General features: G+C 49.3%; 19 protein-coding genes. 5 read left to right on the top strand and 14 right to left on the bottom strand.

The window, feature by feature from the left end; all coding sequences use genetic code 11:
* Positions 1 to 350: 350 nt before the first annotated feature.
* Entirely contained in the window at positions 351 to 671 is a 321-nt protein-coding gene (locus KQ940_RS13335; RefSeq protein WP_217414159.1) for a hypothetical protein, read from the bottom strand.
* A gap of 202 nt (positions 672 to 873) precedes the next feature.
* A complete protein-coding gene (locus KQ940_RS13330; RefSeq protein WP_217414157.1) occupies positions 874 to 1,248 on the bottom strand; it encodes a hypothetical protein in 375 nt (124 codons plus the stop codon).
* 718 nt (positions 1,249 to 1,966) lie between these two features.
* On the opposite strand from KQ940_RS13330, the gene KQ940_RS13325 reads away from it, so the two are divergent.
* Entirely contained in the window at positions 1,967 to 2,410 is a 444-nt protein-coding gene (locus KQ940_RS13325; RefSeq protein ID WP_217414155.1) for a Panacea domain-containing protein, read from the top strand.
* Complete coding sequence (locus KQ940_RS13320; RefSeq protein WP_217414154.1) at positions 2,410 to 2,829, top strand: hypothetical protein; 420 nt, start codon at positions 2,410 to 2,412, stop codon at positions 2,827 to 2,829. The genes KQ940_RS13325 and KQ940_RS13320 overlap by 1 nt, the downstream gene beginning before the upstream one ends.
* A 47-nt stretch (positions 2,830 to 2,876) precedes the next feature.
* On the opposite strand, the gene KQ940_RS13315 is transcribed toward KQ940_RS13320, so the two are convergent.
* From KQ940_RS13315 to KQ940_RS13280, 8 genes are all read right to left on the bottom strand, one after another.
* The gene (locus tag KQ940_RS13315; protein ID WP_217414153.1) at positions 2,877 to 3,578 is read right to left on the bottom strand and encodes a hypothetical protein; all 702 of its coding nucleotides are present in this window, start codon (positions 3,576 to 3,578) and stop codon (positions 2,877 to 2,879) included.
* Positions 3,579 to 3,598: 20 nt separating this feature from the next.
* Positions 3,599 to 3,886 (bottom strand): hypothetical protein, encoded by a 288-nt coding sequence (locus tag KQ940_RS13310; RefSeq protein ID WP_217414152.1) that lies wholly within the window; start codon positions 3,884 to 3,886, stop codon positions 3,599 to 3,601.
* 1 nt (position 3,887) lies between these two features.
* On the bottom strand, positions 3,888 to 4,328 hold the full coding sequence (locus tag KQ940_RS13305; RefSeq protein ID WP_217414151.1) for a hypothetical protein: 441 nt from the start codon (positions 4,326 to 4,328) through the stop codon (positions 3,888 to 3,890).
* Between the two features lie 199 nt (positions 4,329 to 4,527).
* On the bottom strand, positions 4,528 to 4,881 hold the full coding sequence (locus KQ940_RS13300; RefSeq protein WP_217414150.1) for a HepT-like ribonuclease domain-containing protein: 354 nt from the start codon (positions 4,879 to 4,881) through the stop codon (positions 4,528 to 4,530).
* Positions 4,874 to 5,164, bottom strand: a complete 291-nt coding sequence (locus KQ940_RS13295; protein ID WP_217414149.1) for a nucleotidyltransferase family protein — start codon at positions 5,162 to 5,164, stop codon at positions 4,874 to 4,876. Before KQ940_RS13295 ends, KQ940_RS13300 begins: the two co-directional genes overlap by 8 nt.
* A gap of 569 nt (positions 5,165 to 5,733) precedes the next feature.
* A complete protein-coding gene (locus tag KQ940_RS13290; protein ID WP_217414148.1) occupies positions 5,734 to 6,768 on the bottom strand; it encodes a site-specific integrase in 1,035 nt (344 codons plus the stop codon).
* 20 nt (positions 6,769 to 6,788) lie between these two features.
* Positions 6,789 to 6,968 (bottom strand): hypothetical protein, encoded by a 180-nt coding sequence (locus KQ940_RS13285; RefSeq protein WP_217414147.1) that lies wholly within the window; start codon positions 6,966 to 6,968, stop codon positions 6,789 to 6,791.
* A complete protein-coding gene (locus KQ940_RS13280; protein WP_217414146.1) occupies positions 6,965 to 7,723 on the bottom strand; it encodes a hypothetical protein in 759 nt (252 codons plus the stop codon). The genes KQ940_RS13285 and KQ940_RS13280 overlap by 4 nt, the downstream gene beginning before the upstream one ends.
* Positions 7,724 to 7,784: 61 nt before the next feature.
* On the opposite strand from KQ940_RS13280, the gene KQ940_RS13275 reads away from it, so the two are divergent.
* The gene (locus KQ940_RS13275) at positions 7,785 to 8,021 is read left to right on the top strand and encodes a hypothetical protein (RefSeq protein ID WP_217414145.1); all 237 of its coding nucleotides are present in this window, start codon (positions 7,785 to 7,787) and stop codon (positions 8,019 to 8,021) included.
* Between the two features lie 172 nt (positions 8,022 to 8,193).
* Here KQ940_RS13275 and KQ940_RS13270 read toward each other — a convergent pair whose 3' ends face one another.
* The 4 genes from KQ940_RS13270 to KQ940_RS13255 all read right to left on the bottom strand — a co-directional run bounded on the left by KQ940_RS13270 (position 8,194) and on the right by KQ940_RS13255 (position 11,406).
* Positions 8,194 to 8,406: a hypothetical protein gene (locus tag KQ940_RS13270; protein WP_217414144.1), complete on the bottom strand. Its 213-nt coding sequence runs from the start codon at positions 8,404 to 8,406 to the stop codon at positions 8,194 to 8,196.
* Positions 8,407 to 8,774: 368 nt separating this feature from the next.
* Positions 8,775 to 9,065: a hypothetical protein gene (locus tag KQ940_RS13265; protein WP_217414142.1), complete on the bottom strand. Its 291-nt coding sequence runs from the start codon at positions 9,063 to 9,065 to the stop codon at positions 8,775 to 8,777.
* Between the two features lie 33 nt (positions 9,066 to 9,098).
* Positions 9,099 to 10,631, bottom strand: a complete 1,533-nt coding sequence (locus KQ940_RS13260) for a replication endonuclease (RefSeq protein ID WP_217414140.1) — start codon at positions 10,629 to 10,631, stop codon at positions 9,099 to 9,101.
* Positions 10,632 to 11,022: 391 nt separating this feature from the next.
* Positions 11,023 to 11,406 carry a hypothetical protein gene (locus KQ940_RS13255; protein ID WP_217414139.1) on the bottom strand — a complete coding sequence of 128 codons (384 nt, stop codon included), beginning with the start codon at positions 11,404 to 11,406 and terminating at the stop codon, positions 11,023 to 11,025.
* 446 nt (positions 11,407 to 11,852) lie between these two features.
* Here KQ940_RS13255 and KQ940_RS13250 point away from each other — a divergent pair, with 446 nt between their 5' ends.
* On the top strand, positions 11,853 to 12,059 hold the full coding sequence (locus KQ940_RS13250; RefSeq protein WP_217414138.1) for a MerR family transcriptional regulator: 207 nt from the start codon (positions 11,853 to 11,855) through the stop codon (positions 12,057 to 12,059).
* Positions 12,059 to 12,463 carry a hypothetical protein gene (locus tag KQ940_RS13245; RefSeq protein WP_217414137.1) on the top strand — a complete coding sequence of 135 codons (405 nt, stop codon included), beginning with the start codon at positions 12,059 to 12,061 and terminating at the stop codon, positions 12,461 to 12,463. The genes KQ940_RS13250 and KQ940_RS13245 overlap by 1 nt, the downstream gene beginning before the upstream one ends.
* The last annotated feature ends 194 nt before the right edge of the window (positions 12,464 to 12,657 follow it).

Below are 12,657 nucleotides of genomic sequence, written 5' to 3'. Positions count from 1 at the left end.
ATAAATCAGTCAACGAACCGACAAAAAGGGGACATCTCAAACCGCGAAAAAGAGGACTTCTCAGACCGGCATTGACACTGGTGGATCGTCGAGCAACTGGCGCAGGATGAGGCGGCCTTGCGAACCCTCAGCGCAGAGTATCGGGCGGCAAGTCGACCTCTGCTTGGGGTGAGCCGGCGACAATGGATCGAGAGGGTGCAGCAGTGGCTGACAAGCCAAGGGTGGGTATAACCGGCAATGCCCGGCACTGTTCCGCTCTGGCTCGTGCAGCGCAGCCGGTCGCCTGAACCGCGCGACCGGGAGGATCCATGAAACCGCTTGCCTGTCAGCAAAACCATACGCCGAAAATGTTATCCCCCGGCCAGCTTGATCATCTTCTCCGGTACGAGATCCCGATGAACCTTTACCGGTATATCGGTCGTTCTGCGACCATAAGGGTTGATCGAGGTGTAGCGGTTTGCACTCTCCATCCGGCGGCGCTTCTCAGTGTTGCTCCGGCGGTCGATGACCGATGAGCGGCGCTCGTCCCCGTCGTAGCGGGCGAATGAGTATAGCTTCCACCACTCCTCGGCGTGCTGAATGGTCGACAGATGGGGGCTTATCAAACGGTCATCTGCATCCAGCCAGTAATACACGATTCGGCCTTCCTGCAGGTCTTTGATCAGATACATAGCGATATCTCCTCCCTGTGCTCGCTAAGTAGGGGTATAGAGCGGTTCCTTTAGCTCTAGGCTTAACCTTAGCATTAATTCCGTGTCTTAATGCTGCAATATTAGTCTGATTCTTCAGCAACATTTTTGAGGGGAAGCAAGAAACAGGTGTTCGGATTTACTCTAGTGAGCCCAGTATCCCTAGAGATCGAACCCAGTCGCCTCACAAGCGACGATTAGCACGCAGGGTGTAGTTGGTCAGGTAATACAAAATGCGCTTCTCGGCGGTGAGCTCCGCCAGTTTTTCGGTCGCGAGATCGATGTCGACTTTGATGGGGCGATCGGTCATGCGTCGGCCGTAGGGATTGATGGAGGCGAACCGGTGGGAGTTATCCATCCGTTGCCGTTTCTCGAAGTCGGTGCGGCGATCCACAATGGACTTGCGCCTTTCGAACCCCTCGTATTGGGCAAATATATGGATTTTCCACCACTCTTCGGCGTCCTGGAAGGTCGGCAGCTCGGCGCTGACCTGGATGCCGGCGTCATCCAGCCAGTAGAACACGATACGGCAGTCAATCAGATCTTTGACCAGATACATAGGGATCTGCCCCTCTTGGTAGCGCTGCATTAAGAGTAGAGAGCAGTCCCTTAAGCCTGGCGCCTATGTCCTTAACTCGCCCATGGAGAGTCCTGTAAGTCCAGTCTCAATATAGTTGGTTTGAAGAGATTGTGAGAACTGGAAGTGAGGGCTGTGCGAGAGGGGACGTATCCGGTGTCGAAATCGGCACAGCTCAGTGGCACACCTGAACGGACGCGGGCTTTTCAGCCCGGATCGGCGCGGCTGGAGGCCGCATGGTTCAGGTGTTTCGGGAAATAGTGGTGGAGGTGGCGGGTTTCGAACCCTATCCAGCGTTACGTCAATAGAGCGCTATATCCCACAATACAACGAGTTATTGTGATTTATGAGGCAAGAAATTGCCGGTTAAGCCGCTATACACAGCAATGATATCGACACTTTTGCGACACTTCACGGTCTAGCCCATTTCAGGTTGATGGCTTGTACAGGTCTGTACTTTATGGGACTTAGGTACTCTCGTAGAGAGTGTAGGTGAGTGCTTAGTAACGAGGAATGAAGCGTTCTCTCATTGATGGCATAGGTTTTGCCTGAAGAGTTAAGAGTAACAAAGAGTGTTTACATAAGACTAATGGGCAACTATGATGCGCTGCCTAACTCGGTCATGATTGATTGTCAATAGTCTACACTATGGACAGTCAAAGAGGATGACTGACAGAAATACTATTATAAGGAGGCTGCTATGGCGAACGTACAGGATGTGGCTCGATGCTTCCTCTATCTAGACGCTCAGCAGGAAGATGGAGATGGTATCTCTAATCTTAAGCTACAGAAACTTGTGTACTATGCGCAGGGCTTTCATTTAGCGATCTATGATGATCCATTGTTTGAGGCTGAGATAGAGGCGTGGACACATGGCCCGGTTGTGCCAGAGCTCTATCGGACCTACAGAGAGCATGGGCGAAATCCGATTCCCTATGAATTAGGTGAGTTTGATCCGCTTGCTGATTTCAATGAAGCTCAACGGGAGCACATTGAGGAAGTTTACGAGGTATTTGGGCAATATTCTGCTTGGACCCTTCGTAATATGACTCATGAAGAGACCCCTTGGCTTGATCATGAACGAAACGCTGATGTAATCCCGTTTGATGAGATGAAGGACTATTTTAAAAAACGGATAGAATAATGGCTAAAAATAAAAATGGAATTAAGGCTGGAAATAGAAAACAAGGAATTTTAGTCAAAGCCAATGAACCACAGAGTACTGAGAAACTTCCTCTAATATTTTCGTTGGAACGTGTACAACGTGGTAATTATTGTTTTAGTACATTGGATAAAGAGCATAAAGCTGCCTTCGCAGACTCTATTTTTAAGAGGAAGGAACTTCTTTGGTCTGATATTAAGGGGGCTGGTCGCCACGGTTTAGGTACTGAGAAAATTAGTAAAAGTGCTATTAATACTTCTATTCCTCCTTTTATTACAGAAGATCAAGATCACTTTCTGGCCTTTAGATATCATGGGTTAAATCCTATAGTTGGTTATAGAATAGGGCAGATTTTTTATGTCTTATGGTTTGATCATGACTTTACCCTTTATGATTACTAATTTGTGGTAAATTTAGAGGCTGACGTTTAATCAACTTCAATTTATACTTATGACTCTGAGTCATTTTCTAACATTGGGTTATGAGTTCCTGATGGAAGCTCTTCAGCTCTAGCCTGTGTATTCCATACAATTGAAGCTAGTTCTTTTATTCTATCGACAAGAGGTTTTGCTTCTGTTCCAAGCTTCCCTAACACTACACCAGCGTCACCTAATAGCCCGTAGAATCTGTCCATATCTGAAACACGCTTATGTAACTCTGATTGCAGATTTTCAAGTCTTATCATAAGCCGTCTTTTATGCTCGTCAGATAGGCTGCAGGTAGTAAGGTTTTCTCTCAACTCGTTTATTATTGATTGAATTCTATTTAGATCGCCTTCTGAAAATTCATATGCAAAGCGTTTTCTAAGTATATGCTTGTAATTACTCTGAAGGGATTCCAGTTTTGCTGACATTACGTCCTTTATATAATGATCCCTTATTGATCTAATAAACTCCATTGCAGATCTGCAGTTTTCACTTATATCGCCTGATATTTTTGGACTTGTTATAAAGCCTAAATCTATTTCGTTATCCTCAGCTATCATTTTTATTAGACCTACTGCTTCCCACACCAGTTCTAATTCTTGTTCATTCCATCCTTCAGAGTCTGGTCCCTCTTCAATCATAGATATGGCTTTTTTGCTAATCTCAACAATACCTTCTATGGGGTTTTCATCTGCCCAAATAACGAACTCTTCTTCGAAAAACATAAAATTTCCTATCTTGAATATTATCGTATCAGCAATTCTCTGAGTAATATCATGTTAAATATGAGGGATATTGCAAGTAGCCACGGCAAGCTATTTTTGACGTAGGTATCTGATAGAGGTTTGATTTTTCCATTTTGATCCCATGAGGAACGCTTGGGCTTGGAATGGGGAGCTAAGGCATCTTTACGCCAATCAGTTTGCTTCCAGCGCTTTATTTCGTTCTGCCTATCTTGATGCTCTTTGAGCCTATCCCACTCGTTATTACTTCGCTTCTTTAGCTTGTCGCCGTCAGGTAGGTTCTTAGCCATATTAATTACCCTCCTTGTATCGCCTGGAGATCGTTACCTTTTTCGGATCACCTACGACGATTACGTACTCTTCTTCGCGAGGCTGCTTGAACTGGGAGGGTTTATACCGGTTTAGATCGTAGTGGTAGCTCTGAAGGCCAGAGTAAACAGCAGCCATAATCGAATCGTTACAGCGATGTTTTTGAATCATGTCGACGGAGCCAGATTCGCTCATCCACAGTCGAAAATTGCAGGTAATAGGTGGCTCAGATGCCATGCCGTGAGTAGCTTTGGATAGAAAATCGGTAAGTAGCTTATGGGCGTCAATCGTTTGGATTGTACTGGGTGAGCGTCCGGTTTCGCGTTTGTACTTCTCTAAAACTTCTTGTGTGAAGTCTTGTGCTTGTGCTGACGCTACGGTCAGAACAATCGCTAAAAGAGTTGCTTTCCCTGCATATCCCATCCTCATCCCTCCCTGTTGTTGTGCCAGCGTTCCATCACTGCCTGGGCAACGGTTGACTAGCCCTAAATCTGAGTGTCTGGCATCTATTCAGATCGGGGCGGCCTGACCTGCCGTGAATGCAGCTATAGTACAATGTTTTGGAGACACCCAAGTATGCCAGTCCTAGTGTACGAGTTATAGGCAATGCAGTTGGTATCTATTATTTCGTATCATCCCTAACTTCCTCGAGCCTGGGTAGCAATTCGGGGATGTCGTCCTGGATGATGCTCCAGAGTGTGTCTTCATCTATGCCTAAGTAACCGTGAATGAGCCTGTTGCGTGTGGCGATGATCAATCGCCAAGGTATTTCGGGATAGCTGTCTCGAACAGCGTCAGGAATATGGGTGGCGGCTTCACCGATCAGTTCCAGGTTACGTAGGGTGGCGTCGTAGGTCAGTCCGCTCGCTATAAAATCGGCTTTATCGAGCCCGTCGGTATAGGTCAGTACCTTTTCGGAGAAGCCAATCATGTCATCAAGATAGAAACGCCATTCTCGCTGAGTGCTGTTAGACATTAACCTGCTCCCGTTCGATGTAGGGGCGTAACTCGGCGCGCAGTGCTTTCTCGGTCACCAGATCGACCGGACAGCCCAATAGGTCTTCCAAGTAGAACTGTACACCGAAATAGCGTTTGGAGGTGGCGGGTCCGTCGAAGGCGACAAGCACATCGATATCGCTGTCGCTGGTTGCTGTATCACGGGCGGTTGAGCCAAACAGCGCGAGCCGGATTACGCCGAACTGGGCCTGTAGTTCCGGCTTACTGCGGCTCAGTAGTTCAAGAGCTCGCTGCTTTCTCATGGTTCAACCTCAGCAACTGATACATTGGCCTCTTGATCCATCTCTTGCTTGAAATGAATGGCGCAATTTCGTTTTGCACACAATCCATATGTGACTGATTGGTGCCATTTTTAATAGACTGCGAAGAGTATGGCGTGCAGGCTCCATAGTTCGTTAAAAATATATCATCTACTTTACAGTGTGTAACTCGGCGACTGGAACTGGACTATTTTGTCCGGCGAGATCAATTCGGAATGCAGCTAAGGTTTTGCAGGTGTATTCGAGATTGAGCCGTTTGGCAGGAGGACCGCTTTTATAGCGAGCATCTGCAGCTTATAGAGACTGCTGTTTTTTACGTGTATAAATGAAAAAAGCCTGTAAAAACAGGCTTTTAACTTTAGCAATTTGGTGGAGGTGGCGGGTTTCGAAAACTCACTTACCGCTTTGAATTCAGTCACTTACTATATCCCTGTGCCTCGATGGTGCCGATTATAACACCTGACCAACATTACAGGCGAACACTCCTCGCTTGCTCGCTGCCTCCTTGCATAGCTGCGTCGTAGCTCCGCCACTCGATCGTGTTTCGCCAGCTACTCCTGAGGGATCCATCGGCCATATGTCTTGCGGATCATGCCCCAGTCTTTATGCCCCATCTGCTGGGCCACCCACAAGGGGTTTTTCCCCTGAGAGAGGTGGAACGAGGCGAAGGTGTGCCGTGTCTGATACGGATTCCTATAGGAAACCCCGGCAGCTTTAAGAGCAGGCATCCAAACACGCTTCCTGATGATGTGATCGCCTGCCCAGGGCTTGTTCGTTGTCGGATCATGGAAAACACGGGTCAGCTTCCCTGTGTTGGGAAATTGAGCCTCAAGCGCCTCTCGAGCACCTGGCTGCAGGTCGACGGATCTAAGACCGGAAACCGTCTTGGTCGACTTCTCCCGTCTGCGTACGATGGCTCTCCGGATATGGATTCTGCTGCCGGCAAGATCTACATCCTGCCAGCGCAAGGCGATGAGTTCAGAGGTGCGAAGGCCGGACCAAAAGGCAAACTGGATCAGGTTGCGGGACTGACCATCAAGCTGAGCGAGTATTCTATCGATTTCGTCCAGGTTGAACGGCTGCGGCTCCCTGGTTTCCGGCGACAGGTACCGGAAACGATCCATCGGATTCTGACTGATCAGACCGTCGTAAAAGGCATCCTGCAGGGCTTGGCGAAGAGGTCCCAGGACATTGTTGATTCGTTTGTTCGAGATCGAGAGTTCATCCAACCAGTCATAAACATGGGAGACGTTGAATTCATCGAGAGTCAGGTGACCGAATGCCGGTATCAGGTGGTAGTAGATCGAGCTGTTGTAATCCCGGATTGTGCTGTACTGACAGCGCTTCTCGGCCTTATTGATCCACTGCTTCAGTTGCTCCTCGATCGTGACGAGAGCGCCTTTGTTCTTGCCGAACTTCAGAGCATTTTTACTGGTGGGGAAGTGTTGCGCGTAGTCGAAAGTCCCCATTGCTATTTCGTACAGGATGGCCTCCCGCTTGCGGGAGGCCTCCTTGATCGCCGTCTTGGTGGGTTTGACCCTGAGGGTCTCTCTGCAACGCTGGCCCATGTAGCTGAAGTCCAGCATGATGCTATCGCCGCGAGGCCTTACGCCAGCTTGCCTTCTATCCATGCTTCCACCGCTACTACATTGATGAAAATCCGTCCATTGGCTGCTTTCGTCCAATGGATCTTTTCGCGCCAAGAGCCTTTCTTCTTGAGAGCGCGGATTGACTCTTTCGACATGCCGGACTCTTCAGAGAATTTATCGAGTGTTTTCCATTTCATTCGTAAACCCTCGGCCAGGCTTCTTCAGGAAGAACTAGGAGAGGGCAGCTATCGTCGCCTTCCTCAATGTCGGGTGGGGTTGTATCTTCAGGTAAACGGCCATCAATCCATATATACTGCGGACAACAAGTTCTACCGAACCCTATAAAACCATGCTCTTCCAAACGTTCTTCGATTATGGCACATGCATCATCATGGGAAAGTTTATGGGGGTGAATAAAACGAAAAGCTTTATATTCGTAGTCAGGTTCTTGAAAAAATGGGTCATTGTCCACTAGCCACTTTTCTAACGGGTAGTCATTTACCAGCCCTATAGAAAGAAACAAGTCAAACGCGCCTCGCTCACCGTTTTCGATTAAAGGATGGTCTAGCCAAGCATGCACGAAGTCAGACTCATCGAAAACTAACTGTACTACTTGGTTTATGGGCTTGATATTAAAATATCGATATACGGCACCGTGAAGTTGCCTATCGGTGTGGCAATCAAAAGGGTGATCGTCGGCGGAAGGAAATAAAGTTCCTCTAACACTGCCAGCAGACTCATAGCGGAATTTTGCCTGTAAATTCTTCCAGGATTCAAAGTTATAAGAACGGCTAACAGTATCCAGAGCAGCAAGGCGTGAGAGTTTGCCGACAGTCTGTTTTTGAAGTTTTCTTGCCTGGTTTTTTACATGGTTAAGAAAGTGCTGATTAAGAAAAAGTAAATTATCGTTCTGTAACCACGAAAATTTAGAGATATGAATGTCACGAGTCATATTTAATTCCTCTACAGGAGACGGGCTGCCCGCTGACCTTTCCTGAAAATAAGGAAAAAATATGGTCGCCAAAGTTAATAAAAAAGATATTGCACATAGTGCTTTCTTGCGCGGGCATGAGGCATATATCCGATACCTAGTGGAAAAACTACCAAATCATTCAGAGGCACGCAAGACATTGGTGAATGCTTCGCGTCCCTACAACCAATGTGATAGCAAAAATCAACCTGGTACACGTTCGCCAGGCACAAAAATGCTATCGTTAATCAAGGCGCGCAACGGCCACGGTGCGGCATGACCCTCGAGGACGCGGATTACGTCAATCGAATGACGTAATCCGGTGGTAGCTGGGTCTGCTGCGCTGGCGATCGCGCGGTCGAGGTACCGGCGGTTAACCAGTGGTAAGCAGGCCTACAGCGTAATGCCGCCTATCCGGGTGAACGCCGCTCGCGTGCTAGCGGCGCGCGCTGCTACGCTGCGTTCACCCGTTCGGCGGACATCTGCTTGAAGCAAGCCGATTGAAGCACTACAAAATCGGCTTCAAGGCGCTCAGCGAGGCACGTAATGAGGTTGGCATACTGATCTTCCTCAGGAATCAGATTGCGTAGTTCACCGAGGGCCGATACGGAGCGCTGAACGCCTTTCAGGGCATCGTAAACTTTCATTTCTTGATCTGTTGGCATAATCGTTTCTCCTGGTATTTACGGTTAGGCCGGGCCGGGGGCTCCCGATCCGGACGGTCAGTATCGTCTATAAATCTTGCGCGGTGGTGGGCGAGGGCAGTTGTCGTTGTACAGTGGCTCCCCGTCATACTCGAAAATCATCCACTCCAGATCAAACCGGGCGTAGGCTATTTCCCTCAGCTTCAGCTCGAATAGCAGGCAGAGGCGGTGCCAGGTTATACCCTCTAACTCTGGCGGCTTTTCTCCCTGGAGTTGACGCCAATACTTCAGGAACTCGCGAACGACATAATCGAGGTAAGCCGCCGTTGAAGAGCCATGTGCTCTTCGTGCTTCCTGCTCGATATCATCGAGTCGGTAAAGAAATGGGTCTAACCGTCGAGACATGCTTTTTCCACCAGGATGAAGTCGCCGCAGAATTCCGTTTTACAGAGCTGCTCGAGCCCGTCAGAAAATCTGACGATAACTTCAATTTCATCGTTCAATGTCAGAACACCGCAGACTATCCCGATCATCTCGATCGGAGGTTTCGGAAGGTGCGCTCTATCTTCGATACGGATCACTTCTTTATGAAAAAGGGAGACAGCTTCGTCCAGTTCAAACCGCAGTTCAGGATTCCAGTCACCAATGGTTTCTATTTCGTACTCATTGCCCATATTCATTGCCACACTCACTATTAATTCGACACCGTACACTTATTGACACAAGTCCAAGGCGGGCCGCCTTCGCGCCCCTGTGTCCACCTGTCCACAGGATTGCGGCGGCGTCCCTCTCGGAATTAGTGTCCATGTTTTCGTCCTCGTGATTACTCGGGATGCCTCAGCGACCAAACCGATCAACCGTGGCGGCTTTGGGTCACCGTAGCCAGTAACAGCCTCATGGAGTATTTCGCCGGTATCCAGGTCGACCACTTCCTTAGCGTCGTAAAGCGACTGGATAGGGCGCAGAACTCTCCGCATGATGGGACCACCCATGACCATGACGAACGCCGCCCATTCAGCTGCGTCGGCGGCTTCTATCGCTTTCTGGAGAAGAGGGGAAGCTGATTCGCTCTCGGAATTGGCCAGCCTGCGAAGCTCTCGCCAAATGGTTACGCTCGGCCCGCCTATAAACTGGAACTGGCGGATATTGAAAGTGCTCGCCCAGGCGTCGATCGCTCGAGCCGTGCTCTTTGTGTCCTGGCCGGTGATATCGGTACCGTCGTACTCTCCGTCGATATTCTTGGCTATGTACTTCGCGACATAACCGGCTGCACTGCCTCGCTTCGGATCGATGGCTTTGGCGGTAAAACGGTGCTTTCGAGCGCCCTTTTCGTCTGGGTCGGAGCGAAGTGCGTAGCTGCTGAAGATCCGGCGCACTGCTTCACAGTGAGCTGGATCCATGAACAGCAGCAGGTGCCAGTGTGGTGTCCCGTCGTGATTTGGCTCTACCACCCGCAGACCGTACGCGGGCAAACCTTCTCGGTGCAGCTTCGAACGGATACAACGAAAGAGGGCGGTCAGGTACTGGTGAGCTTGATCGGGTGTGGTGCCGTCATATCGTGGATTCTTACCACCACGTTTTAGCCGAGCATGCATTCGGGATGGAGCTGTCAGAGTGTAAAACTCGCCACAGTGGCCCAGGTGCTGGGCGACCATCTCAAATCCCTTTATGCGTGTCATCAGCTCTGCCCGCCTTACCGCGGGGTTCGAGACTGATCTATCGTGAAGTTCCTGGAGGCTGAAACGGTCGCCATCGTCATTTTCCAGCATGGTGCTTGCGAGATACTCAGCGCTGCTCGCTTTCTGGCGCCGGCGCGTTTCCCTGGTTACGGCACTGGAGTAGGCGGAACGTTGCGCGCAGACCAGTCCCAGGTCCCGCGCAATTGACTCGATGGTGCGGCGCTGAAGCCTAATCACCTTGCGACGCCACCAGCGATCATTGCAGAGGCGCTTGATACAGGGATAGGTATCCCCCTGGTAGTCTTTGGGGCTTGGAGGCGTCAGGTTATACCGGAGAGCAAGATCTCGACCCCAGTCATACGCTTCAGATGAGTAATGGTTGCTTTCGGCCACTGTTTGGCAGGCCTTTGCCTGCTTTCGGGAGAACGCTTTGATTGCGTCAGTATCAGCTGACAGGTTGAGGTCGTGAATCGAAAGGCGCTGATCGATACGCAGTAGATTGCGATTCGCTTCAAGATAGGAGTTTTCACGGACGGAAAGCAGGTAACCACCGGCCAGCGTGTCCACCAAGGACTCATGTTTGAGGAAGATGCGCTTGCGGAAGTCGTGACACTCTCGGGTGCCGTGAGCGCGGAGCAGGTCACAGGCTGCGTCAACGGTGAGCGGTGACGACGATGTGACGAAATTGTGCCGAACCGGGGACCTGTCTGGACCATTCGGGACAAAGTGCGGTGAGAGAGTGGAAGAGCTGCAGACCGCGTGATTACTGGCCTGCAGTGGTCTGGAACGGTCTGTACCGTTCCGCAATTTGGTGGAGGTGGCGGGTTTCGAACCCTTGGCCTAGCGGCTCCGTTCTACCACAAAGCGCCAGAATACAACGTTTTTGGTTTGGTTCGTATCTGCTGAAATGTTCGAAAAACCACTATGCAACACAACGCAAGTGACACGATGGTGACACTTAATCGATAGGTGCCGGACAGTGTTCGATGACTTTCGACATTGTCTTTTTGGTTGCCTGCTTCTTCATCTCATGCCGCCAGAACAGGCATTGTGGGTCGTTGTAAGCGTCTAGGTAGGCTCTACGTCTTTGGGCGTCGGAGATTGCTTGTTGTTGTGCGATTCTATGGGCTCGTTCGTATCTGTCTTTTTCAGCCTGTCTTTCTCTTAGTTCTTTGGCAACGTGGCCTAGATATCGGTCGGTAGCGAAAGCGATGATGAAGAAGGCAACGACGATTCCGAGGGTAATGTGTGCCCATTGCGGGAGTGGTTGTTTGTTCTTGGTGACTTTGCGGGGTCGACGTTTTTCAGGTCGCTTGTTATCCCAATCGGTGTTTTGCTCCATCCTCATCCCTCCCTGTTGTTGTACCAGCGATCCTTTACTGCCTGGGCAACACTTAACCCGCGTTTACTGCCCCTGAGTCTGAGCGTTGTATCTCGTCCAGCTCTGGGCTGGTCTGTCCGATTTCTGGTGCGGTGTTTCCGCTTATCAGCCATAGCGAGTATTGAGGGTATAGCTTGCTCAGTGCTTCGGCTTCTTCAATGCCTAAGCGCGCTTTTCGCCTCTTTATGTTCTGCCACCTTATGTATTCCTTGCTGTTAGGCGTTGCAAGGTCTTTAAGGTTTGCTCGTTGCAGCAATAGCAGTGCTCTATCTAAAGCAGATTCCTGCATTGAAAAATCCAATCTATGTTCTATATACATAATCACAAGTTAGTGTATTATGAACATATATGTTCATAGAACATATTTCGTGTGACTACTTCTAACAACGGATTATAGAGGCGCAACGATGGATCAACAACCAATCACCCCAGTTCCTGCACCGGTACCGCCTTTGATGGCGTGGCGAGAGTTCGCCGATTGGATTCGGGTAGATCAGAACATCGTGCGCGGTTGGTGTGAAAACGGCCATATACCGACTGTTCGGATTGGTAAGCATCGTTTGGTCAATGTGGCGCTTCTCTCTCATTCATGCCTTGAGCAGGAGGAATTCTGATGGAACATCTTACTTTCCCTGCTGCGGATAAGCCGGTATCAGATCGTGATTGCATCATCGCAATGTTTTCTGAATTGGCTGCTGAGGCTACGCGGCTTTCTGGTTTTGATCGGGATATTTATGTTTCGATTAATTGCCGTGGAATTCATGTTGATTTTTGGTCATCTGATTTTAATGGTCCGGTTCGGCGGTTGAATTGTTCTGTTTTTGATCATGGTGTGGATCGCACTTCTGATCGTGCTGGGCCTATTTGTCTTGCGTCGTATAAGTCTCCGACTCCGACTTATGTTTCTCATTCATATTTCATTTCCTATGACGTGGATCTTGCGACTGTGCAGAAAGTGGTTGACGAAATTCACGCGCTTTTCCGTTTAATTGAGTCTGGTGTGCGGGTGGCAGCATGACATGCGAAGAAAAGATAACAGCTGTTTGCTGGGAGCAGAATGTTAGTCGTTGCGTTGCACGTCATTATTTACAGATGTGTGGCTGGGATTTTTCAGAAGCAATTTTTCTTATCAAGTTAGATCGTAGTTCAGGGCTGTTATTATGACTGCCCAACTACGCCCTGCCAAATTCCCCGATTTTGAATGGATACAGC

The sequence above is a fragment of the Marinobacterium ramblicola genome, assembly GCF_019084545.1.
Lineage (GTDB): Bacteria > Pseudomonadota > Gammaproteobacteria > Pseudomonadales > Balneatricaceae > Marinobacterium_D > Marinobacterium_D ramblicola.
The sequence above is the reverse complement of the archived record's forward strand: the minus strand, read 5'-3'. Positions and strand labels throughout refer to the sequence as shown.

Excerpts from the sequence above, each read along its gene's own strand:
- KQ940_RS13290 (WP_217414148.1), bottom strand. The coding sequence starts at position 6,768 with ATGCTGGACTTCAGCTACATGGGCCAGCGTTGCAGAGAGACCCTCAGG.
- KQ940_RS13330 (WP_217414157.1), bottom strand. The coding sequence starts at position 1,248 with ATGTATCTGGTCAAAGATCTGATTGACTGCCGTATCGTGTTCTACTGG.
- KQ940_RS13305 (WP_217414151.1), bottom strand. The coding sequence starts at position 4,328 with ATGGGATATGCAGGGAAAGCAACTCTTTTAGCGATTGTTCTGACCGTA.
- KQ940_RS13280 (WP_217414146.1), bottom strand. The coding sequence starts at position 7,723 with ATGACTCGTGACATTCATATCTCTAAATTTTCGTGGTTACAGAACGAT.
- KQ940_RS13320 (WP_217414154.1), top strand. The coding sequence starts at position 2,410 with ATGGCTAAAAATAAAAATGGAATTAAGGCTGGAAATAGAAAACAAGGA.
- KQ940_RS13295 (WP_217414149.1), bottom strand. The coding sequence starts at position 5,164 with ATGAGAAAGCAGCGAGCTCTTGAACTACTGAGCCGCAGTAAGCCGGAA.
- KQ940_RS13255 (WP_217414139.1), bottom strand. The coding sequence starts at position 11,406 with ATGGAGCAAAACACCGATTGGGATAACAAGCGACCTGAAAAACGTCGA.
- KQ940_RS13270 (WP_217414144.1), bottom strand. The coding sequence starts at position 8,406 with ATGCCAACAGATCAAGAAATGAAAGTTTACGATGCCCTGAAAGGCGTT.
- KQ940_RS13300 (WP_217414150.1), bottom strand. The coding sequence starts at position 4,881 with ATGTCTAACAGCACTCAGCGAGAATGGCGTTTCTATCTTGATGACATG.
- KQ940_RS13250 (WP_217414138.1), top strand. The coding sequence starts at position 11,853 with ATGGATCAACAACCAATCACCCCAGTTCCTGCACCGGTACCGCCTTTG.
- KQ940_RS13310 (WP_217414152.1), bottom strand. The coding sequence starts at position 3,886 with ATGGCTAAGAACCTACCTGACGGCGACAAGCTAAAGAAGCGAAGTAAT.
- KQ940_RS13335 (WP_217414159.1), bottom strand. The coding sequence starts at position 671 with ATGTATCTGATCAAAGACCTGCAGGAAGGCCGAATCGTGTATTACTGG.
- KQ940_RS13245 (WP_217414137.1), top strand. The coding sequence starts at position 12,059 with ATGGAACATCTTACTTTCCCTGCTGCGGATAAGCCGGTATCAGATCGT.
- KQ940_RS13315 (WP_217414153.1), bottom strand. The coding sequence starts at position 3,578 with ATGTTTTTCGAAGAAGAGTTCGTTATTTGGGCAGATGAAAACCCCATA.
- KQ940_RS13275 (WP_217414145.1), top strand. The coding sequence starts at position 7,785 with ATGGTCGCCAAAGTTAATAAAAAAGATATTGCACATAGTGCTTTCTTG.
- KQ940_RS13265 (WP_217414142.1), bottom strand. The coding sequence starts at position 9,065 with ATGAATATGGGCAATGAGTACGAAATAGAAACCATTGGTGACTGGAAT.
- KQ940_RS13285 (WP_217414147.1), bottom strand. The coding sequence starts at position 6,968 with ATGAAATGGAAAACACTCGATAAATTCTCTGAAGAGTCCGGCATGTCG.
- KQ940_RS13325 (WP_217414155.1), top strand. The coding sequence starts at position 1,967 with ATGGCGAACGTACAGGATGTGGCTCGATGCTTCCTCTATCTAGACGCT.